Origin of the sequence: Pseudomonas sp. QC2 (genome assembly GCF_002859085.1) — a bacterium.
GTDB lineage: Bacteria > Pseudomonadota > Gammaproteobacteria > Pseudomonadales > Pseudomonadaceae > Aquipseudomonas > Aquipseudomonas petroselini.
Window position 1 is genome coordinate 236532 of the sequence record NZ_PKKS01000018.1, and the last position, 23065, is coordinate 259596.

26 protein-coding genes are annotated in these 23065 nt (G+C 60.9%); 13 read left to right on the forward strand and 13 right to left on the reverse strand.

The annotated features are described in order from the left end of the window. Positions 1 to 165 precede the first annotated feature (165 nt). A complete protein-coding gene (locus tag QCBJ_RS17015) occupies positions 166 to 1035 on the forward strand; it encodes a Tim44 domain-containing protein (RefSeq protein ID WP_046035798.1) in 870 nt (289 codons plus the stop codon). A 135-nt stretch (positions 1036 to 1170) separates the two neighbouring features. Then, the gene (locus tag QCBJ_RS17020; RefSeq protein ID WP_028618538.1) at positions 1171 to 1578 is read left to right on the forward strand and encodes an SMI1/KNR4 family protein; all 408 of its coding nucleotides are present in this window, start codon (positions 1171 to 1173) and stop codon (positions 1576 to 1578) included. Between the two features lie 193 nt (positions 1579 to 1771). Here the strand turns inward: QCBJ_RS17020 and QCBJ_RS17025 are convergent, their stop codons facing one another. Next, positions 1772 to 3535: a cation:proton antiporter gene (locus tag QCBJ_RS17025; RefSeq protein WP_046035799.1), complete on the reverse strand. Its 1764-nt coding sequence runs from the start codon at positions 3533 to 3535 to the stop codon at positions 1772 to 1774. Between the two features lie 292 nt (positions 3536 to 3827). On the opposite strand from QCBJ_RS17025, the gene QCBJ_RS17030 reads away from it, so the two are divergent. Then, complete coding sequence (locus QCBJ_RS17030; RefSeq protein WP_003177014.1) at positions 3828 to 4313, forward strand: acyl-CoA thioesterase; 486 nt, start codon at positions 3828 to 3830, stop codon at positions 4311 to 4313. A gap of 38 nt (positions 4314 to 4351) precedes the next feature. On the opposite strand, the gene QCBJ_RS17035 is transcribed toward QCBJ_RS17030, so the two are convergent. Together QCBJ_RS17035 and pdxY are read right to left on the reverse strand one after the other, a co-directional pair. Further along, positions 4352 to 5380, reverse strand: coding sequence for a hypothetical protein (locus tag QCBJ_RS17035; RefSeq protein WP_015886606.1), 1029 nt, complete (start codon positions 5378 to 5380; stop codon positions 4352 to 4354). An 81-nt stretch (positions 5381 to 5461) separates the two neighbouring features. Then, the gene (pdxY, locus tag QCBJ_RS17040) at positions 5462 to 6334 is read right to left on the reverse strand and encodes a pyridoxal kinase PdxY (RefSeq protein ID WP_034110415.1); all 873 of its coding nucleotides are present in this window, start codon (positions 6332 to 6334) and stop codon (positions 5462 to 5464) included. A gap of 117 nt (positions 6335 to 6451) precedes the next feature. On the opposite strand from pdxY, the gene QCBJ_RS17045 reads away from it, so the two are divergent. Then, positions 6452 to 6847, forward strand: a complete 396-nt coding sequence (locus tag QCBJ_RS17045) for a DUF3301 domain-containing protein (RefSeq protein WP_015886608.1) — start codon at positions 6452 to 6454, stop codon at positions 6845 to 6847. Here QCBJ_RS17045 and QCBJ_RS17050 read toward each other — a convergent pair. Genes QCBJ_RS17050 through dksA form a run of 4 tightly spaced genes read right to left on the reverse strand, consistent with a single transcriptional unit; the run spans position 6841 to position 10132 of the window. Then, complete coding sequence (locus QCBJ_RS17050; protein ID WP_015886609.1) at positions 6841 to 7803, reverse strand: GTP-binding protein; 963 nt, start codon at positions 7801 to 7803, stop codon at positions 6841 to 6843. The genes QCBJ_RS17045 and QCBJ_RS17050 overlap by 7 nt on opposite strands. Positions 7804 to 7847: 44 nt before the next feature. Further along, complete coding sequence (locus QCBJ_RS17055; protein ID WP_015886610.1) at positions 7848 to 8492, reverse strand: DUF1826 domain-containing protein; 645 nt, start codon at positions 8490 to 8492, stop codon at positions 7848 to 7850. Then, positions 8492 to 9700: a zinc metallochaperone GTPase ZigA gene (gene zigA / locus QCBJ_RS17060; RefSeq protein WP_015886611.1), complete on the reverse strand. Its 1209-nt coding sequence runs from the start codon at positions 9698 to 9700 to the stop codon at positions 8492 to 8494. The genes QCBJ_RS17055 and zigA overlap by 1 nt, the downstream gene beginning before the upstream one ends. Before the next feature lie 27 nt (positions 9701 to 9727). Further along, complete coding sequence (dksA, locus tag QCBJ_RS17065) at positions 9728 to 10132, reverse strand: RNA polymerase-binding protein DksA (RefSeq protein ID WP_046035803.1); 405 nt, start codon at positions 10130 to 10132, stop codon at positions 9728 to 9730. A gap of 127 nt (positions 10133 to 10259) precedes the next feature. Between dksA and QCBJ_RS17070 the strand changes: the two genes are divergently transcribed. Next, positions 10260 to 10628, forward strand: coding sequence for a hypothetical protein (locus QCBJ_RS17070; protein ID WP_046035804.1), 369 nt, complete (start codon positions 10260 to 10262; stop codon positions 10626 to 10628). On the opposite strand, the gene QCBJ_RS17075 is transcribed toward QCBJ_RS17070, so the two are convergent. Then, positions 10625 to 11827 (reverse strand): N-acetylmuramoyl-L-alanine amidase, encoded by a 1203-nt coding sequence (locus QCBJ_RS17075; RefSeq protein WP_046035805.1) that lies wholly within the window; start codon positions 11825 to 11827, stop codon positions 10625 to 10627. The genes QCBJ_RS17070 and QCBJ_RS17075 overlap by 4 nt on opposite strands. Positions 11828 to 11954: 127 nt before the next feature. Here QCBJ_RS17075 and folE2 point away from each other — a divergent pair, with 127 nt between their 5' ends. The 7 genes from folE2 to QCBJ_RS17110 are packed head-to-tail and all read left to right on the forward strand — an operon-like array spanning position 11955 to position 17580. Next, positions 11955 to 12851, forward strand: coding sequence for a GTP cyclohydrolase FolE2 (folE2, locus tag QCBJ_RS17080; protein WP_102061226.1), 897 nt, complete (start codon positions 11955 to 11957; stop codon positions 12849 to 12851). Then, complete coding sequence (locus QCBJ_RS17085; RefSeq protein WP_015886616.1) at positions 12848 to 13516, forward strand: metal ABC transporter ATP-binding protein; 669 nt, start codon at positions 12848 to 12850, stop codon at positions 13514 to 13516. The genes folE2 and QCBJ_RS17085 overlap by 4 nt, the downstream gene beginning before the upstream one ends. Continuing rightward, a complete protein-coding gene (locus tag QCBJ_RS17090) occupies positions 13516 to 14382 on the forward strand; it encodes a metal ABC transporter permease (protein WP_102061227.1) in 867 nt (288 codons plus the stop codon). The genes QCBJ_RS17085 and QCBJ_RS17090 overlap by 1 nt, the downstream gene beginning before the upstream one ends. An 11-nt stretch (positions 14383 to 14393) precedes the next feature. After that, complete coding sequence (locus tag QCBJ_RS17095) at positions 14394 to 15272, forward strand: metal ABC transporter substrate-binding protein (RefSeq protein ID WP_015886618.1); 879 nt, start codon at positions 14394 to 14396, stop codon at positions 15270 to 15272. Then, a complete protein-coding gene (gene hisI, locus QCBJ_RS17100) occupies positions 15269 to 15682 on the forward strand; it encodes a phosphoribosyl-AMP cyclohydrolase (RefSeq protein WP_015886619.1) in 414 nt (137 codons plus the stop codon). Before QCBJ_RS17095 ends, hisI begins: the two co-directional genes overlap by 4 nt. Further along, a complete protein-coding gene (locus tag QCBJ_RS17105; protein ID WP_034110438.1) occupies positions 15679 to 16239 on the forward strand; it encodes a DapH/DapD/GlmU-related protein in 561 nt (186 codons plus the stop codon). The genes hisI and QCBJ_RS17105 overlap by 4 nt, the downstream gene beginning before the upstream one ends. A 3-nt stretch (positions 16240 to 16242) precedes the next feature. After that, positions 16243 to 17580: a dihydroorotase gene (locus QCBJ_RS17110; RefSeq protein WP_102061228.1), complete on the forward strand. Its 1338-nt coding sequence runs from the start codon at positions 16243 to 16245 to the stop codon at positions 17578 to 17580. On the opposite strand, the gene QCBJ_RS17115 is transcribed toward QCBJ_RS17110, so the two are convergent. Beyond that, on the reverse strand, positions 17577 to 18098 hold the full coding sequence (locus tag QCBJ_RS17115) for a DUF3617 domain-containing protein (protein WP_015886622.1): 522 nt from the start codon (positions 18096 to 18098) through the stop codon (positions 17577 to 17579). The genes QCBJ_RS17110 and QCBJ_RS17115 overlap by 4 nt on opposite strands. Positions 18099 to 18228: 130 nt before the next feature. On the opposite strand from QCBJ_RS17115, the gene cls reads away from it, so the two are divergent. Continuing rightward, positions 18229 to 19668 (forward strand): cardiolipin synthase, encoded by a 1440-nt coding sequence (gene cls / locus QCBJ_RS17120; RefSeq protein WP_015886623.1) that lies wholly within the window; start codon positions 18229 to 18231, stop codon positions 19666 to 19668. Positions 19669 to 19800: 132 nt separating this feature from the next. Here the strand turns inward: cls and cfaB are convergent, their stop codons facing one another. From cfaB to QCBJ_RS17140, 4 genes are all read right to left on the reverse strand, one after another. After that, complete coding sequence (cfaB, locus tag QCBJ_RS17125; RefSeq protein ID WP_102061229.1) at positions 19801 to 20985, reverse strand: C17 cyclopropane fatty acid synthase CfaB; 1185 nt, start codon at positions 20983 to 20985, stop codon at positions 19801 to 19803. 87 nt (positions 20986 to 21072) lie between these two features. After that, positions 21073 to 21861 carry a DNA-binding domain-containing protein gene (locus tag QCBJ_RS17130; RefSeq protein ID WP_102061230.1) on the reverse strand — a complete coding sequence of 263 codons (789 nt, stop codon included), beginning with the start codon at positions 21859 to 21861 and terminating at the stop codon, positions 21073 to 21075. Beyond that, positions 21852 to 22697: a DUF692 domain-containing protein gene (locus QCBJ_RS17135; protein ID WP_102061231.1), complete on the reverse strand. Its 846-nt coding sequence runs from the start codon at positions 22695 to 22697 to the stop codon at positions 21852 to 21854. Before QCBJ_RS17135 ends, QCBJ_RS17130 begins: the two co-directional genes overlap by 10 nt. A 65-nt stretch (positions 22698 to 22762) precedes the next feature. Further along, complete coding sequence (locus QCBJ_RS17140; RefSeq protein WP_015886627.1) at positions 22763 to 23014, reverse strand: membrane protein; 252 nt, start codon at positions 23012 to 23014, stop codon at positions 22763 to 22765. Positions 23015 to 23065: the final 51 nt, after the last annotated feature.

Genomic DNA, 23065 nt, shown 5'->3' on the forward strand with positions numbered 1-23065 from the left:
GGGCCCGCCCTTGTTTTAGACGAGCGCGGGCCAATATCTGTAATAAGTCCTACAGACCATTCTGAATCGGTCCTACGCAAAAGCCCGAAACATTATGTCGCTAGCCACTGTCACTACACCTGTGCAACATGGCGCGCGTGCAATCCACAAATGGGAATTCCCTTTATGAAACGTTTTCTTAGCATCGCCATGGCGTTGTGCATCGGCCTGACGATGAGCATCGACGCCAACGCCAAGCGCTTTGGTGGCGGCAAAAGCATGGGCTCGGCACCGACTCACCAGACCAGCCAAATGGCCCCATCCGCCGGTGCCGGCGGTGCTGCGGCTACCGCAGGCGCAGCCGGTGCTGCAGGCGCCGCTGCCAAGGCTGGCGGTGCTTCGCGCTGGTTGGGCCCTCTGGCCGGTATCGCCGCCGGTGGCCTGCTCGCTTCCATGTTCATGGGCGGCGGCTTCCAGGGCATGCAGATCTTCGACATCCTGATCATGGCGGTCATCGCCTTCCTGATCTTCCGCTTCATCGCTGCCCGTCGCCGCAAGCAGCAGGAGCATCTGGCTCCCGCTGGCGCGCCAATGCAGCGTGAAGTGTTCGAGCAAAAACCAGCCATGGGTTCGATCTTCGGTGGTTCGGCAGCACCTGCTGCGGCCCGTCCGGTGATCAACGCACCGGCCTGGTTCAACGAAGAGCGTTTCGTCGAAGCGGCCCGCAGCCACTTCCAGTCCCTGCAACAGCATTGGGACGCCAACGAAATGGACAAGATCTCCGAGTTCGTGACCCCGCAACTGCTGGAGTTCCTCAAGCGCGAACGTGCCGACCTGGGCGACGCGTTCCAGTCGACCTACATCGACGACCTGCGCGTACAGCTGGAAGGTGTGGATGATCGCGCTGACAAGACCATCGCCACCCTGACCTTCAGCGGTGTATCGAAGACTTCGCGCTTCGACCAGGGCGAAGTGTTCAGCGAAAGCTGGAACATGGAACGTGCCCAGGGCGACAACCAGCCTTGGCTGGTCGCCGGTATCCGCCAGAACGGCTGATCCCTGCGCGCTTAGCAAGCAGATACAAAAAACCCCGGACCTGTCCGGGGTTTTCTATTTCACGGTTGCACTTATAGCGAGCTACTGTATAAAACGCCCCTATAAACCGCGCCATCTAGCAAGAGGATCCCGGCCGTGGAAGAAATCATCGAACAATTGCGTGAAGCCAACGAACCGGTTCCGGTTCCGCTGGAACTGCCTGACGAAGACCAACTGGTGGAAATCGAGGAACAACTGTTCATCGACATCCCGTTTGTCTTCCGTGAATTTTTGCTGACCGTCAGCGATGTGGTGTACGGCAGCCTGGAGCCAGTGACCGTCACCGACCCGCAATCCCATACCTACCTGCCGGACGTGGCCGCCAACGCCTGGGATGCCGGTGTTGATCGCAGCCTGATCCCTATCTGCCAGGACGGCGACGACTACTATTGCGTCGAAGAAGACGGCACCGTGGTGCTGTGGTCCGGCGAAGAAGAAATCGTCACCGAGGAAACCTGGGAATCCGTGTGGCACTGGGCGCGGGACGTCTGGCTGGAAAGCTGACCGGGCTTGCTGTAGTGAGCGGGCTTTGTGGTGAGCGGGCTTGCCCCGCGCTGGGCTGCGAAGCAGCCCCATAGCCTCACATCGCCAAACCTGAAAGAACGCGTCGCCTGGACCGGGCCTGCTACGCAGCCCAGCGCGAGCAAGCTCGCTCACCACAAAAAGCCCGCTCACCACCGTAAGTGGCCCGCCTACTTTAGTGCTCCGGCGTATCCTTGTGGTTATCCAGGGTCTCCAGCAAAGCGACCTGCATCCGCGTATGCACGCGGATGAACCACCGCCAGAGCACGGCCGCCACCGCTGCCGTGACGACGGCGATCAGCACCAGCAACTTGTTGGTCGGCAGGATACTGGCCGACAAGGCGGCCAATAGCAGGAAGATCACCAGCAGCGAGAGGATCGGGATCAGTTCCGCGATCACCCTTCGTACACGCTGGGTGTGTCGCCCAGCCATTTCCGGTTTCACGCTCATCTCCGCCAGCAGCATCGACAGCGCCTTGAGCTTGCGGTACGCCGCGATCAGGAATGGCAGCGACAACAGCAACGCCCCGCCCCAGATCAGCGCCTTCTGCCAGCTTGGATCGCTGATCCAGCCCTCCAGATACCCACCGATGCGCGCCGCAAAAAAGCTGCCGGCAAAGAAGATCGCGATCACCAGCGCCAGGTTTACCCCCACTTGCAGGATGATCTTGCGGATCATCGACGCCAACATGGCGCCCTCGCCCTGAGGCTGGATGCTGCGCAACCATTCGCCGTACATGCCGAACACCCGGCTCATGCGCTTGGGCATGATTGCCGCAATCTTCAGCGACAGCGGGTCAGCGCCGCGAATCAAGTACGGCGTGAGCAGCGTGGTAATCGCTGAAACCGCCACGGCGACGGGATAAAGGAAATCACTGGTCACCTGCAGCGTCATCCCCAGCGCCGCGATGATGAAGGAAAACTCACCAATTTGTGACAGCCCCATCCCCACGCGCAATGAGGTCCGGCCATCATTGCCGGCGATAAATGCCCCCAAGCCGCAGGACAGCATCTTGCCGAGCACCACCGCCACGGTGATCACCGCAATCGGCCAGGCGTATTGCAGCAGGATCTGGGGGTCGATCATCAAGCCAATGGCCACAAAGAAGATGGCGCTGAACATGTCGCGAACCGGCTCGATCAGGCGCTCGATCTTAATCAACTGTCGGGATTCGGCCATGATTGCGCCGATCAGGAACGCTCCCAGCACCATGCTGTATTCCAGCTTGACCACCAGCAGGCAGAAACCGAAACACAAGCCCAGTACGGTGATCAGCAACATCTCGTTGCTTTCGAACTTGGCCACGTAAGCCAACAGCCTCGGCACCAGCAAAATACCGATGACCAGCGCAACGATCATGAACAGCGAGAGCTTGCCGACCGTGGAAAACACCTCGCCGGAGCTGACCGTACCGCTGACGGCGATGCTCGACAGCAAGGCGATGATGCCGATGCCGAGGATGTCTTCCACAATCAGTACGCCAAAAATCAGCTGGGCGAAGCGCTGGTTTTTCATCTTCAGGTCGTTGAGCGCCTTGACGATGATGGTGGTGGAGGAAATCGCCAGGATTGCGCCGAGGAACAGCGAGTCCATGGTGTTCCAGTCAAACCAGCGGCCAATCTCGTAGCCGATCCAAATCATCAGGATGATTTCCAGGAAGGCTGCGATAAACGCCGTGGCGCCGACCTTGAACAGCTTGCGCAGGCTGAACTCCAGGCCCAGGCAGAACATCAGGAAGATCACCCCCAGCTCGGCGAGGGTCTTGATGGTGTCTTCGTCGTGAATCAGGCCGAAAGGTGGGGTGTGGGGGCCAATGATGAACCCGGCGACGATGTAGCCCAGCACCACTGGCTGCTTGAGGCGGTGAAACAGGATGGTGACAACCCCTGCCACCAGCATGATCACGGCCAAGTCCTGGATAAAGCTGATGGCGTGCATGGCGAGGGGCTCCTTGAGGGTACTGGCGCTTTTCCCACTTCCGCCCGCGCCTTTGAAATATCGCAAAGTGCGGAAGGAAAAGTCTGCCTTGATCGTAAGAAATGCCCTGAGACGGGCTTTTGAAGGTTAACACCGCGACTTCCGCCGGAAAGCCGGTGCAATATATGGAAACAGATCGGAGAGCGCGTGACGGCAAGGCGCCTACCGGCGTCCCGTTATGGATGGCGCTGTAAAGATTCCAGCACCCGCAGAGGTGCGCCCCCAACCAATGCCTACAACCCGTGAGTGTGCTATGGAACCCGGAAACGCCCAGCTGTCGATGACGGTATTGATGACCCCTGATATGGCCAACTTCTCAGGCAATGTCCACGGCGGCACACTGCTCAAGTACCTCGACGAAGTGGCCTACGCCTGCGCGAGCCGTTATGCCGGCCGCTATGTCGTCACCTTGTCGGTAGACCAGGTGATCTTTCGCGAGCCGATCCATGTCGGTGAGCTGGTGACGTTCCTCGCATCGGTCAACTACACCGGCAACACGTCGATGGAAGTGGGCATCAAGGTGGTGACCGAGAACATTCGCGAACGCTCGGTGCGCCATACCAACAGTTGCTTCTTCACCATGGTGGCCGTGGACGACCAGCGCAAACCGGCCGCCGTGCCACCGCTGCAACCTCACAATAGCGAAGACAAGCGCCGGTTCGTGCAGGCCCAGCAGCGCCGGCAGATCCGTCAGGAGCTGGAAAAGCGATATCAGGAAATCAAGGCAGACGCGCTATAGCGCCATGCCCCCCCGTGTAGGAGCGAGCAAGCCCGCTCCTACAACCGCCAGCACCCATCGTAGTGGGCACACACATCAAAGCGCTGATCCAACTGGCTCATGCGCTCCATGTGATGGTTCACGATGTCCACCATCACGGCTTTGCTGGTGTTCGTGTAGTACTGCGCCATCAACTTGTCGTTAGCCTTGACGCGCTCGACAACGGCGGCGTCCGTCGGGTTCTGCCATTGCTCCAGAATCGCATCTTCGGTGCCGCTCAGGCGCATGCGGTAAACCCGCTCATAAAGCTCCAGCGTACGCGCCTTGCGGCCAGCCATTTCCTGATTCACCCGTGCATAGTTCTGACGGAACTGAACCCAATAGGCCTCAGGTGGCGTGAATGTGCCTAATTTCGCCTTGCGCTCGGCGATCGCCTCTTCGGTAGCTTGCGGGCGCTGCGCGGTGTCAGGCTCCATCAACGTGATGAGCTGCATATGGGTTTCAACGATTGCGTTGATCAACGCGGTACGGTGTGGCGTAGCCGGGATCACCTTACCGAATATCGGGCTCTTGCCCGCGCACGACGGCATACCGTTCTCGAATATCGGCTGGGGGATGCGCACATCCTTGCCATCCGAGCGCGTCAGGCGCTGAAACGAGGTCGTGCACATGCCCCGTTCCATGTCGAAGGTCACTTCATACTCTTCCCCGGCCTTTGGCGTGATGCTCATTGATTTGCCGCAGACATAGCTGCCGCCATTAGTGTTGATCATCAGCATGGTTTCTTTGCCGGGTGCCAGCTTGAACTCCAGCAAGCCTCTGGCCTTGACCGGTGGGGGCACAGACATGCCGACACGCCGCCGGGTATCGACCAAGAAAATATTGTTGAGCATGCCAGTGGTCTGGCCCATACAGTGCTCAGCGTCGTAGACGTCGATGGTGGTATTGGACGTATTAGAGATGAAGCGCAGCTTGGCGGCATCAGCCTCGGTGGCATCAGGGTAAGTGCCGTTCACACTGCAACCGGCCAGCAACGACGTCAGCACCAGGGCGGTCAGCGCCCGCGGCGAAGGGAATACGAGGGACATGGATCTTCCTTGAAAGCACTGTGGACTAGAAGGCGCCCGATAGTACCGGACGCCCTTTGCCTGGCTCAATCAGGAATATTCCTACAACTCGATGGGTGTCGCTTCGAAACGTACGCGAGGGTGGGCGATGCGATCCTGGGCCCGCACCAACTCCAGCTCGTAACTGGCGCAAGCCTGGGTTTCCAGCAGCACTTCGTGTACGGCGGCAGCGGTGAATTCGAAGGCGGCCAACAGGCTGTCGCCCAACAGAACGCGCGCCAGGAACAGGCCCGAGGTCAAATCGCCGACGCCCACCGGCTGACGCGGAAACGCCAACAGCGGCCGGCGCAGGTGCCAGCTGCCTTCGGCGGTCACCAGCAGCATTTCGAAACCATCCGGCAACTTGCCGGGGTAATCCAAATGCTTGACCAATACAGCCTTCGGCCCGCGCGCCAGCAACGCCTTGGCCATGGCCAGGCAATCGAACAGCGATTGCGGCTTGCGCCCGGCAAAACTGTCCAGTTCCAACTGGTTGGGGCACAGGAAGTCGGCCATTGCCGCGGCTTCGTCCAGCAGGAAATCGCTGACTTCCTGGGGCACGATGCAGCCCTTTTCCGGATGGCCCATCACCGGGTCGCACAGATACAAAGCCTTAGGGTTGATGGCCTTGATGCGCGCCACGCCGGTCAGGATCGCCCGGCCCTGATCCGCACTGCCCAGGTAGCCGGACAAAATCGCGTCGCAGTTGCCCAACTCGCCGATCGCGGCGATGCCTTCCACCAACGCCGGAATCTGCTGCGGCGCCAACACTTCACCCGCCCACTGGCCATACTGGGTGTGGTTGGAGAACTGCACGGTGTTCAGCGGCCACACGTTCACCCCGACGCGCTGCATGGGGAACACGGCGGCGCTGTTTCCGGCGTGGCCGAAGACCACATGAGACTGGATCGCAAGCAAATGAGGTGTGCGTTTCATGCGGGGGATTTCCGTAAAGCCGTTGAAATTCTGGCCGCGCAGTATGCGACTAAAAGCAGCCTATACGACAGACCGGCGACACAGTTAAGCTGCTCTCACTTTGTTGGAGTCTTTCGCATGCTGACCCTGGGAAACATCTTCGTGTTGATGCTGCTGGCGACCGGTGCCGCCTGGGTGTGGCACAACCACGGCCTGCGCGAGCGTGCGCTGGAGCGGGTCAAGCAGCATTGCGCCAAGCTCGACATTGAACTGCTCGACGGTGCGGTGGCGCTCAAGCGGATCGGGTTTGTGAAGGATGCCAATGGCCGGCGGCGCCTGGCACGTATCTACAACTTTGAATTCACCGTCACCGGCGAAACCCGCCACCCAGGGACCATCACCCAATTCGGCGCCCACAGTGCGCAGATCGAACTGGCGCCCTACCCGTTCGAGATCAAGACACCACTGCCCAGCGCCGAAGTGATCGAGCTGAGCCAGTGGCGACAGGACCACGGCACCAAGAACCGTCAGTAACGACAGGCCGCCAGTGCGGTCTGCAATGCCGCCACGTCCTGTGGGTCGCTGAAAATCAATTCGATACGCGAATCGCGCCGCCATTCGCTGGTTTGCCAGGCGAGCGGGCTGTTATCCACAGCGTTGGCCGACAACCAGCCTTCGGCGCTGTGGATAACCAGCTTGGCGCGGTGCCACTCAAGGCTTGCCAGCCAATGATGCAGGCGCTGGGCATCGAATTGCTGGCTCGGGTGCCAGCGCCAACCGATGCTCCAGCCGCCCTCTTGTTCCTGGCTCAGGCAGATCGGTTGCGCGGGATCGCTCCAAATGGCCGGCATCTGCGCCAGCCCCTTGGGTACTTCGAAGTTATCCACAGCCGCAGCCGCCTGTGCGTTCAGCCCTGGCAACTGGGCCAGCGGCAAATGCGCCTGCCGGGTCCAGTAAAACGGGCAATCCGGTAACTGCTGTTCAATGGCGTGGCGCTGCGCGGCGTCCAGCGCTTCCTCCTTGTTCAATACCAGCAGCCCGGCACTCGCCAAGGCTTCCTGCTGCGCCGACGGCAAGGGTTTACCCGCCGCCAGCGCCTGGGCATCCAACACCAGCACACAGGGCTGCACTGCCAACACGTTCTGCCACGGCGCCTCTCGCAACTGCTTGAGCAATTGCGCCGGATGGCCCAGGCCTGACGGTTCGATAAACAGCCGATCGGGTTTGGCCTTACGCAACAAACGCCCAAGTCCTACCTGGAACGGCGCGCCATTCACACAGCACAGGCAGCCGCCAGCGACTTCGCCCAAGGCAATGCCGTCGTCATCCTGAGTGAGCAAGGCGGCGTCCAGGCCTATTTGCCCGAACTCGTTGATCAGCACAGCCCAGCGCTCGTTGGCTGGGCGCTGGGCGAGCAGGTGCTTGATGAGGCTGGTCTTGCCAGCGCCCAACGGCCCGGCAATCACATGAGTGGGAATGTTCTGCAGCATGAGGAGCATCGTTCAGACCGTGTAGAGCGTTTGATCCTACGCGGTTATGCGAGCCAATCCAGTGTCAGGATCAAGCGGCGTTCGTCAGCCTTGAGTGCGGGCGAACGGTGAATCAGGCCATGGCCTTCATTGCCATGCCACTTGGTGCCCTTGAGCAGGGCGACTTCCCCGCACTGGAGCTGCTCGATTCGGTCGCTGGGTTCGGCGTCCGGCTGGCTCAACTGGCGACGGTCCATCACGCCTTCACGCAACCACTGGCTGCCGATCCCGGCATAGGTGGTGATCAGCCGCACCGGCACATGGTCGACGTGAAAACGCGGGCACATGGCTTTATCCAACAGGCGCAAGCGCACGCCGATACGCTTGGCACCCAGCAAACAGGCAAAAGCGCTGACCAGCCAAGACACATCGGCGATAAAGCCTTCGTAGCCTTCCAGGTCGCGGCAACTGGACGCCAGCCCCTGCAAGTCGGGCGCGGCGTCTTCGTTATTGAGCTCAATCACCCTGGAATCGGCCAACGGCTCATTGAGCGCTACCAGCAAGGCGCCGAACTCGGCGATGTGCAGGGGCAACTGGCGCTGCCACACCGCCAGGTTGACGCCGTCTTCAAGGATGTCGGACAGCGCCAGCGGAGTTTCACCACGGGTCTGGCGAATCACGGGACGCAGGGGAATCACCGGGGCCAGCATCAGGCGGCTGCCTCCTCATACCAAGGGCCAAAGGGATCGGCCAGCAGGCGCCAGCCTTCGACGCCCAGGGCCATTTCTTCATCGTCGAGCAAGCAGGCGTCCAGCTCGGCGCGCAGCTGGGTAAAGTCGATGTTCTGCCCGATAAACACCAGTTCCTGGCGACAGTCACCGGTGCTCAGTTGCCAGTTGCCCATGATCGCCGCGACGCTTTCCTCATCCTGGGGCCACTGGCTTTTTGGCACAAAGCGCCACCAGCGACCGGCAAACCCATGGCGCATCAAGCCGCCCGCCTGAGACCAACTGCCTGCATCCTGGTGCTTGCTGGCCAGCCAGAAAAAGCCCTTGGAGCGCAGCAGTTTGCCGTTGACCCACGGACGGTCGATAAAGTCGAAAAAGCGCTGGGGATGAAAGGGGCGGCGCGCACGGTAAGCGGTGGAGGCGATGCCGTACTCTTCGGTTTCCGGCACATGTTCACCCCGCAACGCCTGCAACCAGCCCGGGGCCTGCGCGGCGCGTTCAAAGTCGAATCGGCCAGTGTTGAGGATCTTGTTCAGCGGTACTTCGCCCATCACCATCGGGATGATTTCCGCCTGGGCGTTGAGGCGCTCAAGGATTGCCATCAACTCTTCACGCTCGCGGCTGCTGATAAGGTCGATCTTGCTGATAAGGATCACGTCGGCGAATTCGATCTGCTCGATCAGCAGGTCGGTGATGGAGCGTTCGTCTTCTTCACCCAGGGTTTCACCCCGGGAGGCGAGGCTTTCGGCGGCCTGGTAGTCGAGCAGGAAGTTCATGCCGTCGACCACCGTGACCATGGTATCCAGACGTGCGATGTCGGCCAGGCTTTGCTCGTTTTCGTCGCGGAAGGTGAAGGTTTCAGCCACCGGCAAGGGCTCGGAGATGCCGGTGGACTCGATCAGCAGGTAATCGAACCGACCTTCCTTGGCGAGTTTTCCGACTTCCTCCAGCAAGTCTTCCCGCAAGGTGCAGCAGATGCAGCCGTTGCTCATCTCCACCAGTTTTTCTTCAGCGCGGTTGAGGGTGACGTCGCGCTGGACTTCGCTGCCGTCGATGTTGATTTCGCTCATGTCGTTGACGATCACCGCCACCCGCAGGTTTTCGCGGTTGCGCAGGACGTAATTGAGCAGCGTGCTTTTACCGGCGCCGAGAAAGCCGGACAACACAGTAACGGGGAGACGGTTGGGCATCAGGTATTCCTCATCAAGGGTGGCCGGTCAAACTGCCCGTTTGTGGCGTTCGCGCAGCTCTTCACGTTCTTTGGCTTCGATACAGAGTGTCGCGGTGGGACGTAGCAGCAGGCGTTGCAGGCCGATGGGCTCACCCGTATCGCGACACCAGCCGTATTCGCCGCGAGCCAGTAATTCGAGGGCATCGTCGATCTTGTCCAACAGCTTCTTTTCCCGTTCCAGCAGACGCAGCTGCCACTGGCGCTGCTCTTCGGCGCTGCCGACATCGGCCGGGTCGCTGTTGGTTTCCTGCTCGCGCAGTGCCAGGAACTCGGCGTCGATACGCACTTGCAGCTCATGGCGCTGGGTCAGCAGCAACTCACGGAAGAACCCTTGTTGGGCTTCGTTCATGTAGTCGGCGGGCGGCTGGGCCAGCAGGTCTTGTTTGGTCATGGGGAGCGGGTCACGGGTCAGGCTATGCTTTGATGTTATAGTATAACAGTGCAAATAAGCCAATCCCCTCTTGCTCACCACGACGAAGGGCGCAATGCTTGAATACTTCCCTGCCTCGAGAAGCCCGATGAAATATTTGCTGTGCGCCCTGTTATTGGCTGCGGCAGGACCTGCCTGTGCCCAAGCGCCGAGCCTGCTGGCCAACTGCACGCGCAGCGCCAACCTGCTCGCGTGCGTCGACCCACTGGGCAATGCCTACAGCGTGGCGACGATCGGCAGCACCACGTATTTGCGTGGGTATGAGGTAATCGGCAAACGCTACTGGGCACAGACCAACAGCCGCTATGGGCAGCTGACGTTCTTTACTGGGTTGGCGTCGGACGGTGAGGCGTGGGTCGGCTATACACGGCGCGTGGGCTGGACCACCCTTAACCGGTTTTCCAGTTCGGGGGGCGCCAGCGCCAAATTCACCTGCAGCCGCATCACCGGCTGTTAGACCTGGGCGCTCTTCTGTTCCTGCATCCACGCCATGTAGCTGTTCATGGGCGGGTTCTTCTGGAAATATTTTTTCAGGCCTTCGAACAGGCCATCGGCAACCGCCTGTTGATGCCGCGCGGTGACCAGGCGCGCACTGTCACGCGCATTGGAGATAAACCCGGTTTCTACCAGGATCGACGGCACGTCCGGTGACTTCAGCACCGCGAAACCCGCTTGCTCCACGCGCTTCTGATGCAAGCTGGTGATGCCCTCCAGGCTGCCCAGGATCGAGCTGCCGAGTTGCAGGCTGGAGGCGATGGTGGCGTTCATCGACATATCCAGAATCACCCCGGCCAACATCGGGTCCTTGTCCTTCAGATTGAGCAGACGGGTGGCGCCGAGCAGATCGGCACCGTTTTCTCGTTGCGCCATGAAGCGTGCGGTGGCTGACGTCGCACCGCCTTCGGACAACGCATACACCGAAGCACCCGACGCGGTGATGCGCGGTGCCGCATCCGCATGCACCGAGATAAACATGTCGGCATTGTGCTTGTGGGCGATCTCCACCCGTTTGCGCAGCGGTACGAAGAAGTCGTCGTTGCGCACCAACTTCACGTCAAAACCCTTCTCGCGCTTCAGGCGTTTGGCCAACAGCTGAGCGATGGACAACACCACGTCTTTTTCTCGCTGGCCCTTGGAGCCGACTGCGCCGGGGTCCTTGCCGCCGTGGCCGGGATCGACCACCACGATGATGTCGCGCTTGGGGTGCGCCTTATCCACCAGGGGCGTGGGCTCTGACGCTATTTGACGAGGCGCCTGGGTGGCGCTGGTCAGATCCAGCACCAGACGATGACCCTGCCCATCCTGGGGCGGCAACACGAAGCTGTTGAGCTGCATCGGCGCAGCCAGGTCGAGCACGATGCGCGTGTCGCCCTTGCCAAAATGCCCCGAGCGGATCGAGGTGATCCCGCTGTTCGTCAACGCCAGCTGAGAGAAATCACCACTGAGCCCGGCGCCGCTCAGGTCGATGATCAAGCGCTCCGGCGCGCTCAGGGTGAAGGTCTTGTACTGCACCGGGCCGCTGAGGTCGAACACCAGCCGCAGCTTGTCGTCAGAGCGCCACAGGCGGGCGTTGCGTATCTGTGTGGCGTGGGCCGCAAACGGCAAGGTGAAAAGAGGGCTGGCCAGAAGCAAGTTAAGGAGCTGACGTCTGTGCATACAAATACCGCAAATAAAGGAGCGTCCCTACTCGACATGACTGAAAAAAGACAGGAGCAGAATATTCATCGTCGACTCTATTGTTATACTATAACATGTCAAATCATTTCCAACGATGGACCTGCTCATGAATGCGCTGACTCTGCCGGATATCGCCGCGCAGGCTTCACGCCAAGCCTTGCCACTCGACTGGGTGGGGATGTGCGGCATCGCCCTGCCGATCCTTATCGACGGCCAGCGCCTCACCGCCACCGCCGATGCCGGCGTGAGCCTGGACGACGGCGCCGCCCGTGGCATTCATATGTCACGCCTGTACCTGGCGCTGGAGATGCTCGACCAGCAGCCGCTTACGCCTGCACTTCTGCGTAATGTACTGCAGCGTTTTCTCGACAGTCATGAAGGTTTATCTAATAACGCCTACCTGCGTATCCACACCGATCTGCTCCTCAAACGCCCGGCGCTGGTCAGCCCACTGGGCGGTTGGAAACGCTATCCGGTGAGCATCGAAGCGCGTCTGGAAAACCAGATGTTCCACGTGGAACTAAAAATTGACGTTACTTATTCCTCAACCTGCCCTTGCTCTGCTGCACTCGCCAGGCAGTTGATTCAGCAGCAATTTCTTGATGACTTCGGCGACACACCGTTGCGGCATGAGGACGTGTTGACCTGGCTCGGCAGCGCCAACGGCATCGTCGCCACGCCCCACAGTCAGCGCAGCAGCGCGCAACTGTTGATCACATTGGACGGTGACCAAGCCGGCCTGCCCATCAATGACCTGATCGACAACGTCGAAGCCGCTCTCGGCACCGCCGTACAAACCGCCGTAAAACGTGCGGACGAACAAGCCTTCGCCCTGGCCAACGGGCAGAACTTGATGTTCTGCGAAGACGCCGCCCGCCGCCTGAACCTCGCCTTGAAACGCTCGGATGCCGTCAAAGCCTTCCACCTGAAAGTGATCCATGCCGAAAGCCTGCACGCGCACGATGCCGTGGCTGAAAGCCGCTGGACGAGAAACCCTGCATGATCACCTGCACCGCTTTGCGCTGGGGCGCCCCCGGCCAACCGCTGACGCCAGCCATAGATCTCACCCTGGAACAAGGCAGCCTCACCGGCATCATCGGCGCCAACGGCACCGGTAAAAGCAGCCTGCTCAAAGTCATTGCCGGCCTGCAAAAGCCCTTGGCAGGTAAAGTCTCGGTGGATGTTCCACGCCGTGGCGGCCTGTCGTTTCTGCCTCAGCAACAGCACCTGGACCGTCAGTTCCCCATCAGCCTGCAAGAACTGGTCGCCGCCGGATTCTGGGGTACCCAACTCACCCCGCAACAACGCAGCCAGCGCCTTGAAGCGGTGCTTGAAGACTGGTGCCTCAGCGGCCTGGAGCACCGCCCGTTGATGGCCTTGTCCGGTGGCGAATTGCAACGCGCCCTGCTCGCCCGCATGAGCCTGGCCGAAGCGCCGGTGTTGTTGCTCGACGAACCCCACGCCGCGTTGGATGAAGAAGGCCAAGCGCTGTGCTGGAAACACATCCATGCCTGGCACGACCAAGGCCGCACGTTGATTGTCGTCTGCCATGACCTCGCATCCGTTCGCCATCACACCCAGCAAGTGGTGCAGATCAAAAACACCGGCTGCGTCTTCGGGCCCAGTAAAGAACTGATCCGCCCGCAACCCCACATGCAGGTGGCCTGATGCACTTTGCCGCCCACCTGTGGATGCCCTTCGTCGACTTCGTCTTTATGCGCCGCGCGCTGATCGGCGGCCTGGTGCTCGCCTGCAGCACTGCGCCGCTGGGGGTGTTTCTGATCCTGCGGCGCATGAGCCTGATCGGTGACGCCGTGGCCCACGGCATCCTGCCCGGCGCTGCGCTTGGCTTCTGGTTCGCCGGCCTGAACCTGCCGGCCCTGACCATCGGCGGCCTCGGCGCCGGTCTGAGCATGGCCGGCCTGTCCGCCTGGATCACCCGCCGCACCGGTCTGCGTGAAGACGCCAGCCTCGCCGCCATCTACCCCATCTCCCTCGCCGCCGGTGTACTGATCCTCGGCATCGCCGGCAAGCGCCTGGACCTGTTGCACCTGCTTTTCGGCTCCGCCCTGGCCGTCGACGAAACCACCCTCACCGGCATGCTCTGGGTCTCCGGTTTCAGCCTGATCGCGATGGCCGCGATCTATAAACCGTTGCTGCTGGACACCCTCGATCCGTTGTTCCTGCAAACCGTCAGCCGCCTCGGCCCGCTCGCCCATGGGTTGTTCCTGACCTTGGTGGTGCTGAACCTGGTGATCGGTTTCCAGGCGATCGGCGCCTTGATGGTGGTGGGCTTGATGATGTTGCCCGCCATCGCTTCACGCTTCTGGAGCCGGCGCCTGCCGGTATTGATCGCAATATCGGCAGTGCTGGGATGCCTGTCGGTATGGCTGGGTTTGTTGCTGTCGTTCTACTACTCGTTGCCCAGCGGCCCGGCCATCGTGCTGGTGGCGGGCGCCGGGTATCTGCTGTCCGTGGTCTTCGGTCCGGTGCACGGCTTGCTGCGCCGCCCGCCTTTGCTGTCATCCCAATGAGGTGTTTCCCGATGCGCGCTCTACTCGTGCTGTTCAGTCTAATCCTGTCGTTATCGACGGCTCAGGCCGCAGACAAGCTCCAGGTGGTTACCAGCTTCAGCATCCTGGATGACATCACCCACCAGATCGGTGGCGATCACATCCAGATCAGCAACATGGTCGGCCCCGATGCCGATGCCCATACCTACGAACCGACACCCGACGACGCCAAGGCGCTGCTCAAGGCCAAGGTCATCATCAAGAACGGCCTGGGCTTCGAACCCTGGCTGGACCGCCTGGTGACCAGCACCGAAACCAAGGCCACGGTCGTCACCGCCAGCAAAGGCGTGATCTCCCACACCATGGAAGAGGACGGCGAAACCATCCCCGACCCACACGCCTGGCACAACCTGGCCAACGCCGAAATCTACGTGAACAACATCACCAAGGCGCTGGTGGCCGCCGACCCGGCCAACAAGGCTGACTACCTGCGCAACAGCCAGGCCTACCTCAAGGAAATCTACCGCCTGCTCGCTGAGGCCAAGACCAAGTTCGGCGCGTTGCCACCAGGCAACCGCCGCATCGTCACCTCCCATGACGCCTTCGGCTACCTGGGCCAGGCATATGGCATCGAGTTCCTCGCGCCTCAAGGCCTGTCCACCGAACGTGAGCCGTCCGCTGCCGAAGTCGCCGCGCTGATCACTCAGATTCGCAAAGATAAAGTCAAAGCCGTGTTCATGGAAAACATCAAGGATTCGCGCCTGCTCAAGCAGATCGCTGACGAAAGCGGCGCGCAGATCGGCGGCACGCTGTATTCCGACGCCCTCGCCGCTGAAGGCCCGGCCAGCACCTTTACCGGCCTGTTCGAATACAACCTCAACACGCTGTGCGCGGCGTTGAGCAAGCCATGAACTTGAGCATGCTCGACCTGGAAGGGGCTGCCGTCGGCAGTCGCTTTCCACTCGAACAGGTGCTGGATGCCCTGCCGTGGAACAGCGATGGCTTGGTGGCCGCCATCGCTCAGCAACATGGCAGCGGCGAAGTATTGATGCTGGCCTGGATGAACCGCCGGGCCCTCAACGAAACCCTGCTCACCGGGCAAGTCTGCTACTGGTCGCGCTCGCGCCAGCAGTTATGGCGCAAGGGCGAAAGCTCGGGCAACTGGCAGCAGTTGGTGGAAGCGCGCCTGGATTGCGACGGCGATGCGGTACTGCTGATCGTCAACCAACTGGGCCCGGCGTGTCACACCGGCCGCCCCACCTGTTTCTATAACGCCATCGACGGCGACCACGTCTACATCATTACGGAGCCCGCTGCATGATCCGCAAAAACCCTTCCGGCGATCTGCCGGTCATTGCCGAATCGGCCTACGTCGACAAAACTGCGATCATCTGCGGCAAGGTCATCATCGGCGAGAACGTCTTCGTCGGCCCCTACGCCGTCATCCGTGCCGATGAAGTCGATGCCAGCGGCGCCATGGACCCGATCACCATCGGCGCCAACTCCAATATCCAGGACGGCGTGGTCATCCACTCCAAGTCCGGCGCGGCGGTCACCATCGGCGAATTCACCTCCATTGCCCACCGTTCCATCGTGCACGGCCCCTGCACCGTCGGCGACCGTGTGTTCATCGGTTTCAACAGCGTGCTGTTCAACTGCGCCGTGGGCGACGGCTGTGTGGTGCGCCACAACTCGGTGGTCGACGGTCGCGATTTGCCCGCCGCCTTCTACGTGCCCTCCACCACCCGTATCGGCCCCAACACCGACTTGTCGCAATACCCGCCGGTGAGTGTGAGCGCCTCGGAGTTTTCTGAAGACGTGGCACGCACCAATGTCGATCTGGTGCGCGGCTACAAAGCCCTGCAAAACGAGTTCTGAACCATGAGCCGCCTGCTGATTCGCAATGCCCGCTTGGTGAACGAAGGCCAGGAATTCGACGCCGATGTGCTGGTCGCCAACGGCCGTATCGAGAAGATCGCCGGCAGCATCGAGGGCTGCGAAGCGCCCTTGGCCATCGACGCCCAGGGCCAATGGCTGCTGCCGGGCATGATCGATGACCAGGTGCACTTTCGCGACCCCGGCGCGCCGGACAAAGGCAGCTTTTACAGCGAATCCCGGGCGGCCGTGGCCGGCGGTATCACCAGCGTCATGGATATGCCCAACACCCAACCCGCTACGCTGACCTTGCAAGCCCTGGCCGATAAAAAGCGTCGCGCGGGCCTGCATTCGGTGGCCAACTATGGCTTTCACTTTGGCGTGAGCAACGACAACCTCGACCTCGTCGCAGCGCTGGACCCGCGGGAAGTGGCCGGCGTCAAAGTGTTCATGGGGGCCTCGACCGGCAATATGCTGGTGGATGATCCACGGGTTCTGGAGCGGTTATTCGCTGAAGTGCCGACCCTCCTGCTGGCCCACTGCGAACATACGCCGAGTATCCAGGCCAATGAACAACGCCTGCGTGAGCGCTTTGGCGACAATATTCCTGCCGTGGCCCATCCGCTGATTCGCGATGCCGAAGCGTGCTATCGCTCGTCCTCTCTGGCCGTGGAGTTGGCCCAGCGCCACGGCACACGCCTGCATGTGCTGCACCTGACCAGCGCCCGCGAGCTGGTGTTGTTCGAAGACAAGCCTCTGGCGCAAAAGCGCATCACGGCCGAGGTCTGCGTGCACCATTTGCTGTTCGATGACCGCGATTATCATCGGCTCGGTCATCAGATCAAATGCAACCCGGCAATCAAGACACGCGCCGACCGCGACGCGCTGCGCCAAGCCTTGTTGAGTGATCGTCTGGATGTGATTGGCACTGACCACGCGCCGCATACCTGGGCGCAAAAACAGTTGGGCTATCGCGAAGCGCCGTCGGGTTTACCCCTGGTGCAGCACGCGCTGCCGGCGTTGTTGGAGCTGGTCGCCGATGGGCTGCTACCGCTGACGACCCTCGTGGCGAAAACCAGTCACCGCGTGGCCGACCTGTTCGCCATCCCGGATCGGGGTTATCTACGCGAAGGGTATTGGGCCGACCTGGTGTTGATCAACCCGGAGCCCGAAGGCAAACCCGTCAGCAGCGAGCCGATCCTGGCCCGCTGCGGCTGGACGCCTTTTGCCGAGCGCAGCTTTCGCCACAGCGTCAGCACCACGCTGGTCTCAGGCCACCTGGCTTGGCACAACGGCCAGGTGGTCGACAGTTGCCAGGGCTTGCCCCTGCATTTCCTGCGTTAAGCGCGAGGCTTGACCGTCCCGCAATCGTTACCCAGCCACTGGGCATGGCTGTCCAGGCTGCCCTTCTGCTGAATACCGGTGGCATTGAAGGTGCCGTTGACGGTGGTGGTGAATTCTTTCTGGCTCTGGAAAGTAGCGACGCCGGTGCCCTGGGCTTTCGGGCAACTGAAGCGGAATTTCCACTGGTTACCGGTCTTGTCGGTGACTTCCTGTTTACAGCCCGATTGCGGGTCGGTCAGGGGGATCGAATCGGACGCGACCTGCGCCGGTGTCAGGCACACCTGCACGCCTTTGCCGGCCATGGTGATGCCTTGTTTTTCCAGCATGGCGCGCTGTTCAGGGGTCATCTGTTGCTTGAGTTGACCGAGGATCAGCGACAAGTCCGGCAGGTCCTGGTTATCGACCTTCATATTGCTGGTGGTCAATTCCCACAAGCCCGGCGCCAGCATCTGCGCCTGTGCTGCCACGGGCAGCGACAAACCAATAACCATGGCTAAACCAAGCAGACGAGCATTCATCGGGTAACTCCTGGGCAATTGTTGGCGTTAGACGCCGCGAAGGCGCCAGTGTTGCACGGCAAATAAAATAGCGACATTCGTCAGCGAACATGGTCTGTTAGGCACTCGATTGCCTGGAGTACCGTCGTCCATGGATTTTTTTGGCCCGCACCTGCTCGCCTACTTCATCGCCACGCTGCACTTTCTCGGGACACTCGCCGCGATCCACGCGGTGCTGACCGTCAGGACCGCCCAAGGCTCCATCGCCTGGGCCTTGTCGCTGATGTTCATGCCGTACCTCACGTTGATCCCCTACCTGATTTTCGGCCGCAGCACGTTCGACGCCTACATCCAGGCCCGTCGCCAGGCGAATCAGGAAATGCACACCGCCATCACCGCGCTGAACTGGCGGCCTTGGGTCGAGGAAGCCCTGGCCGCACGTAACTCCAGCGCCTACGCCTCCCTGCGCGCCATGCCCAAGCTGGGCCGCATGCCGTGCCTGGCCAACAATGAAGTGCATTTATTGATCAATGGCGATGCCACGTTCAGCGCGATCTTCGAGGCGATTCGCAACGCCAGGACAGCCGTGCTTTTCCAGTTCTTCATCATTCATGACGACGAGCTTGGCAGACAGTTACATGCCTTGTTGAAGGAAAAGTCCGCCGAAGGCGTAGCCATTTACGTGTTGTATGACCGCATCGGCAGCCATGCCCTGCCCCATCGCTACGTGCAATCCCTGCGCGACGCCGGTGTACAGGTCAAGGCGTTCGCCACCCGCAGCGGCTGGCTCAATCGCTTCCAGGTCAACTTCCGTAACCACCGCAAAATCGTGGTGGTGGACGGCATTACCGGGTTTGTCGGCGGGCATAACGTCGGCGATGAATACCTGGGCAAGAAGCCCCCGCTGGCGCCGTGGCGCGATACCCATGTGCAGGTCACCGGCCCGGTAGTGGCGTGCTTGCAGGAGTCGTTTGCCGAAGACTGGTTCTGGGCCGCGCGCGAGTTGCCACCGTTGATCCTGCCGGACGCCTACCCCGAGGATGGCGTGCTCTGCCAATTACTCGCCAGCGGCCCGGCCGACCCGTATGAAACCTGCTCACTGTTCTTCGTCGAAGCCATCCACGCGGCGACCGAGCGCGTGTGGATCACCAGCCCGTATTTCATCCCCGACGAAGCCGTGTTTGCCGCGCTGCGCCTGGCGGTGTTGCGTGGAGTGGACGTGCGCCTGCTGCTGCCCTCGCGACCCGACCACCGCATCGTCTACGCCGCCTCCAGCCTTTACGCGATCGAAGCGGTGCGCGCCGGCGTGCGGGTGTTCCGCTATACGCCGGGCTTTCTGCATCAGAAGGTGGTGTTGGTGGACAGTGAAATCAGCGCCATCGGCAGTGCCAACATGGACAACCGTTCATTCCGGCTGAATTTCGAAGTGATGTTGCTGACGGTGGACGAAGCCTTCGCCAAAGAAGTTGAGCACATGCTGCTCGACGACTTTGCCCTGGCCCATGAGGTCAGCCAGGAAGAAAGCCGCGAAACCCGCCGCCTGCAGCAATTGGGCATGCGGGTCGCGCGTTTGATATCACCGATTCTCTAACAAACAACGCGGTGAACTATGTGGGAGGGGGCTTGCCCCGATAGCGGAGGATCAGTGCCTGATGAGCTAGCTGACACACCGTCATCGGGGGCAAGCCCCCTCCCACATTTGGATCTCCAACAGTGTTGAAATTCAGCGGTAGATATCTTCCCGCGTCCACGGCAGTTCATGGCTGCCATCGGCATGGGGTTTCACCGCCAGTATCTGGTGCAGGTTGATCCAGCCCCGTGCAAACGCGTACGCGCAACCGGCCAGGTACAGCCGCCAAATACGCAACGCTTGCTCCGGCACCATCGTCGCTGCCGCTTCCAGGTTGTCTTCCAGGCGCTCGCTCCAGTGGTCCAGCGTGCGCGCGTAGTGCAGGCGCAGGCTTTCGACGTCGACCACTTCCAGCCCGACTTCACTGATCTCGGCGGTCATCATCGCCAAGTGCGGCAGCTCGCCGTTGGGGAACACATAACGCTCGATAAACTCCCCGGCGCCACGGCCTACCGGGCGGCCATCGGTGTGCTTGGCGGTAATGCCATGGTTCATCACCAGGCCGCCTTCGCGCACGGCGCCGTACAATGTCTTGCAGTACTCCGCCAGGTTGGCGTGGCCGACGTGTTCGAACATGCCCACGCTCACGACTTTGTCGAAACGACCGTCTTGCGGCAGGTCACGGTAGTCGAGCAGTTGCAGGTCCACCTGGTCTTCCAGGCCTTCGGCTTTCACCCGTTCCCGGGCCAGCGCCAACTGCTCCTTGCTCAGGGTGATGCCAAACACTCTGACTCCAAACTCTCGTGCCGCAAACCGTGCCAGCCCGCCCCAGCCACAGCCGACGTCGAGCAGATACTCGCCCGGCTGCAGCCGCAGTTTGCGGCACAGGTGGCGAAATTTGTCTTGTTGGGCCTGGTCGATGCATTCGCTGCCGGTTTCGAAGTAACCGCAGGAGTACGCCATGTCCTGATCCAGCCATAGCTGGTAGAACTCGTTGGACAGGTCGTAATGGTAGGAAATGGCTGCTGCGTCAGTGGCCTTGTCGTGGATCGAGCGCACCGGACGACTCACCTCGTCATCCTCGATCAGGGCGTGGCTCAATTCGTCACAGACCCGGATGACCTCGGAAATGGAGCCTTCCAGCTCCAATTTTCCCTCCACGAAGGCTTCGCCCAGTGAATCGAGCGTTGGATGTGTCAGCTGGGACACGACCGTGGGGTCCTTCACCACGATGGTCACACTGGGCTCGGGGCCCAAGTTGAATTCATGGCCGTCCCAGAGTCGAAGACGCAGCGGTAGCTGAAGATTCTGTAAGGCCGGTGGAAGTTGCGCGAGCATGAGTAATCCCCCCTTGTTTCAGACGTCTGCTGTGAGGGTAGACCATCCCAAGACAAAGTAGGAGGCTATCGATTTGATAGCGCTCTCCTATGGGGCTCGGCGCTCGAGCAAACCGTCCTGGACCCACTGTTTCAGCCACGTAACGGCCTGCAGTGGCGCACCCTCTGCGTAACTGACTGCCAACGCTGCGCACAGTTCGGCAAAGTTCCAGCCGGTCGTCACCATCCCCGCCAGGGCGCAGGCCTCTTCAGGCTCAAGGCTACGGTAATGGCACACATTCTGATGACGCCATACCAGGCAGACTTCGGTCGGAGCCAATGCCTGGCTGGCGGGAAAGGCTGACGCGTCCTTACTCGCACGCCAGATCGCTACGGTATTGAAATGGCACAGCAGCAGCTGCACCGACGGCGCCAGGGTCACCTGCAACAGCGGCCACGCTTCGGGCGGCAACACCGCCATCTCATTCAGCGTCAGCGGTTCGCCCTGCGGCGCATCAAACGCCAGGGTAAACGCCCATTCCAAACGCGCCAGTTCCGCCAGCGGCGCACTTTGCTCCGCCACCAGATGCTCAAGGATAAACGCCGGGAAACGCTCCCCCAGCCAACGCAGACTGTAGTGGGCCGAGGGATAACGGCGCACAAAGGCCTCGCTCAGCGTTGCAAACTCATCATCACCCAACCAATAGCGGATGGCATTGAAGTCATGCCGCAAAACCTCCTGCAACCGCGAGATATAGGCGTTGTGGTAAATCGCCAGGCCCGCGTCCACATCCAGCGTCGGCCCGCCCAGCAGGGTGGCCGCGAAGTCACTGTTGGCCACTGGCGTTTCGGACAACAGGTGCTGCTCGAAGGCCAACTGCCAATCGGTCAGGCGCATAACGTTCTCCTGGCCAACGCCATGGCCCCCAGTTCACGGGCCTTGCTCAGTTCGGTGAGCAGATCTTCAAAGGGTGGATAATGGTCGTCGCGCTCCAGTAGCGTCGATACGGGCCCCAGGTGCTCAAGCGTCTGCTGATAGAGCGCCCACACCGGATCGCATACCGGGTGGTCATGGGTGTCGACCACGTAGTCGCCATAGTCCATATGCCCCGCCAGGTGCAGTTGGCGGATGCTCTGCGGTGGCAGGTTGCGGATAAACGTCCAGGCATCGAAGCCATGGTTGCGCGAGCTGACATACACGTTGTTGACGTCAAGTAACAACTGGCACCCTGTCAGATGCGCCAGGGCGTTGAGGAATTCCCACTCAGTGAATTCGTCCGCCTTGGAGCGCACATAACTGGAGACGTTTTCCAGTACCAGCGGGCGCTGCAACGCGTCCTGCACTTGGCGCACGCGGGCGGCCACGTGGTAGAGACTTTCTTCGGTGTAAGGCAGCGGCAGCAGGTCGTGCAATTGGTGCGCGCTGCCGCGACTCCAGCACAGGTGATCAGACACCCACGCCGGGCGGATTCGCTCGGCGAGCTGTTTGATTTGCTTCAGGTAATCGGTATCGAGGGCATGGGGACCACCGATGGACAGGGACACGCCGTGCATCACCAGGGGATAGCGCTCGGCGATCGCGTCCAGGTAGTACAAGGCTTTACCGCCCTGGACCAGGTAATTCTCAGAGATCACCTCGAACCAATCCACAGCCGGCGATTGTTCAAGGATCTGTTCGTAGTATTCGTTGCGTAAACCCAGGCCGTAACCCAGGAAGGGAAGAAACGTGGCCATCATGGACTCCTGCAAACGTGTCCGCAGCAGCGGTGAGCGCCGCTGCGGTTGCACTCGGCTTCTACTTACTCGCCGACTTTACCGCCGGCGGCGTCGCAGGCAGCCTGGGTCATGGCCTTGAAACCGTGGCCCTTGCAGACAGCCTGGCCTTTGCAGGCGTTTTCAGCGGTCTTGCAGTCGTTCATGCCTTTGCAGGAAGTCACGCCGTAGCAATGAACGGTAGCGCCGGCGGCCTGTGCCTGGGTAGCGACACCGGCGAACAGAGTGGCGGCAGCGATAGCCAGGGCAGCACCGGACATAGCATTCTTGATGTTCATTGTGTAGTCCTCATCGATCAGTAGGTGGGTCGGTCTGAACGGATTGCTCAG

What these genes read in the sequence shown, in the direction of transcription:
- QCBJ_RS17015 (WP_046035798.1), top strand. Translation starts at nt 166, where the DNA reads ATGAAACGTTTTCTTAGCATCGCCATGGCGTTGTGCATCGGCCTGACG.
- QCBJ_RS17025 (WP_046035799.1), bottom strand. Translation starts at nt 3,535, where the DNA reads ATGCACGCCATCAGCTTTATCCAGGACTTGGCCGTGATCATGCTGGTG.
- QCBJ_RS17030 (WP_003177014.1), top strand. Translation starts at nt 3,828, where the DNA reads ATGGAACCCGGAAACGCCCAGCTGTCGATGACGGTATTGATGACCCCT.
- QCBJ_RS17035 (WP_015886606.1), bottom strand. Translation starts at nt 5,380, where the DNA reads ATGTCCCTCGTATTCCCTTCGCCGCGGGCGCTGACCGCCCTGGTGCTG.
- pdxY (WP_034110415.1), bottom strand. Translation starts at nt 6,334, where the DNA reads ATGAAACGCACACCTCATTTGCTTGCGATCCAGTCTCATGTGGTCTTC.
- QCBJ_RS17045 (WP_015886608.1), top strand. Translation starts at nt 6,452, where the DNA reads ATGCTGACCCTGGGAAACATCTTCGTGTTGATGCTGCTGGCGACCGGT.
- QCBJ_RS17050 (WP_015886609.1), bottom strand. Translation starts at nt 7,803, where the DNA reads ATGCTGCAGAACATTCCCACTCATGTGATTGCCGGGCCGTTGGGCGCT.
- QCBJ_RS17055 (WP_015886610.1), bottom strand. Translation starts at nt 8,492, where the DNA reads ATGCTGGCCCCGGTGATTCCCCTGCGTCCCGTGATTCGCCAGACCCGT.
- zigA (WP_015886611.1), bottom strand. Translation starts at nt 9,700, where the DNA reads ATGCCCAACCGTCTCCCCGTTACTGTGTTGTCCGGCTTTCTCGGCGCC.
- dksA (WP_046035803.1), bottom strand. Translation starts at nt 10,132, where the DNA reads ATGACCAAACAAGACCTGCTGGCCCAGCCGCCCGCCGACTACATGAAC.
- QCBJ_RS17070 (WP_046035804.1), top strand. Translation starts at nt 10,260, where the DNA reads ATGAAATATTTGCTGTGCGCCCTGTTATTGGCTGCGGCAGGACCTGCC.
- QCBJ_RS17075 (WP_046035805.1), bottom strand. Translation starts at nt 11,827, where the DNA reads ATGCACAGACGTCAGCTCCTTAACTTGCTTCTGGCCAGCCCTCTTTTC.
- folE2 (WP_102061226.1), top strand. Translation starts at nt 11,955, where the DNA reads ATGAATGCGCTGACTCTGCCGGATATCGCCGCGCAGGCTTCACGCCAA.
- QCBJ_RS17085 (WP_015886616.1), top strand. Translation starts at nt 12,848, where the DNA reads ATGATCACCTGCACCGCTTTGCGCTGGGGCGCCCCCGGCCAACCGCTG.
- QCBJ_RS17090 (WP_102061227.1), top strand. Translation starts at nt 13,516, where the DNA reads ATGCACTTTGCCGCCCACCTGTGGATGCCCTTCGTCGACTTCGTCTTT.
- QCBJ_RS17095 (WP_015886618.1), top strand. Translation starts at nt 14,394, where the DNA reads ATGCGCGCTCTACTCGTGCTGTTCAGTCTAATCCTGTCGTTATCGACG.
- hisI (WP_015886619.1), top strand. Translation starts at nt 15,269, where the DNA reads ATGAACTTGAGCATGCTCGACCTGGAAGGGGCTGCCGTCGGCAGTCGC.
- QCBJ_RS17105 (WP_034110438.1), top strand. Translation starts at nt 15,679, where the DNA reads ATGATCCGCAAAAACCCTTCCGGCGATCTGCCGGTCATTGCCGAATCG.
- QCBJ_RS17110 (WP_102061228.1), top strand. Translation starts at nt 16,243, where the DNA reads ATGAGCCGCCTGCTGATTCGCAATGCCCGCTTGGTGAACGAAGGCCAG.
- QCBJ_RS17115 (WP_015886622.1), bottom strand. Translation starts at nt 18,098, where the DNA reads ATGAATGCTCGTCTGCTTGGTTTAGCCATGGTTATTGGTTTGTCGCTG.
- cls (WP_015886623.1), top strand. Translation starts at nt 18,229, where the DNA reads ATGGATTTTTTTGGCCCGCACCTGCTCGCCTACTTCATCGCCACGCTG.
- cfaB (WP_102061229.1), bottom strand. Translation starts at nt 20,985, where the DNA reads ATGCTCGCGCAACTTCCACCGGCCTTACAGAATCTTCAGCTACCGCTG.
- QCBJ_RS17130 (WP_102061230.1), bottom strand. Translation starts at nt 21,861, where the DNA reads ATGCGCCTGACCGATTGGCAGTTGGCCTTCGAGCAGCACCTGTTGTCC.
- QCBJ_RS17135 (WP_102061231.1), bottom strand. Translation starts at nt 22,697, where the DNA reads ATGGCCACGTTTCTTCCCTTCCTGGGTTACGGCCTGGGTTTACGCAAC.
- QCBJ_RS17140 (WP_015886627.1), bottom strand. Translation starts at nt 23,014, where the DNA reads ATGAACATCAAGAATGCTATGTCCGGTGCTGCCCTGGCTATCGCTGCC.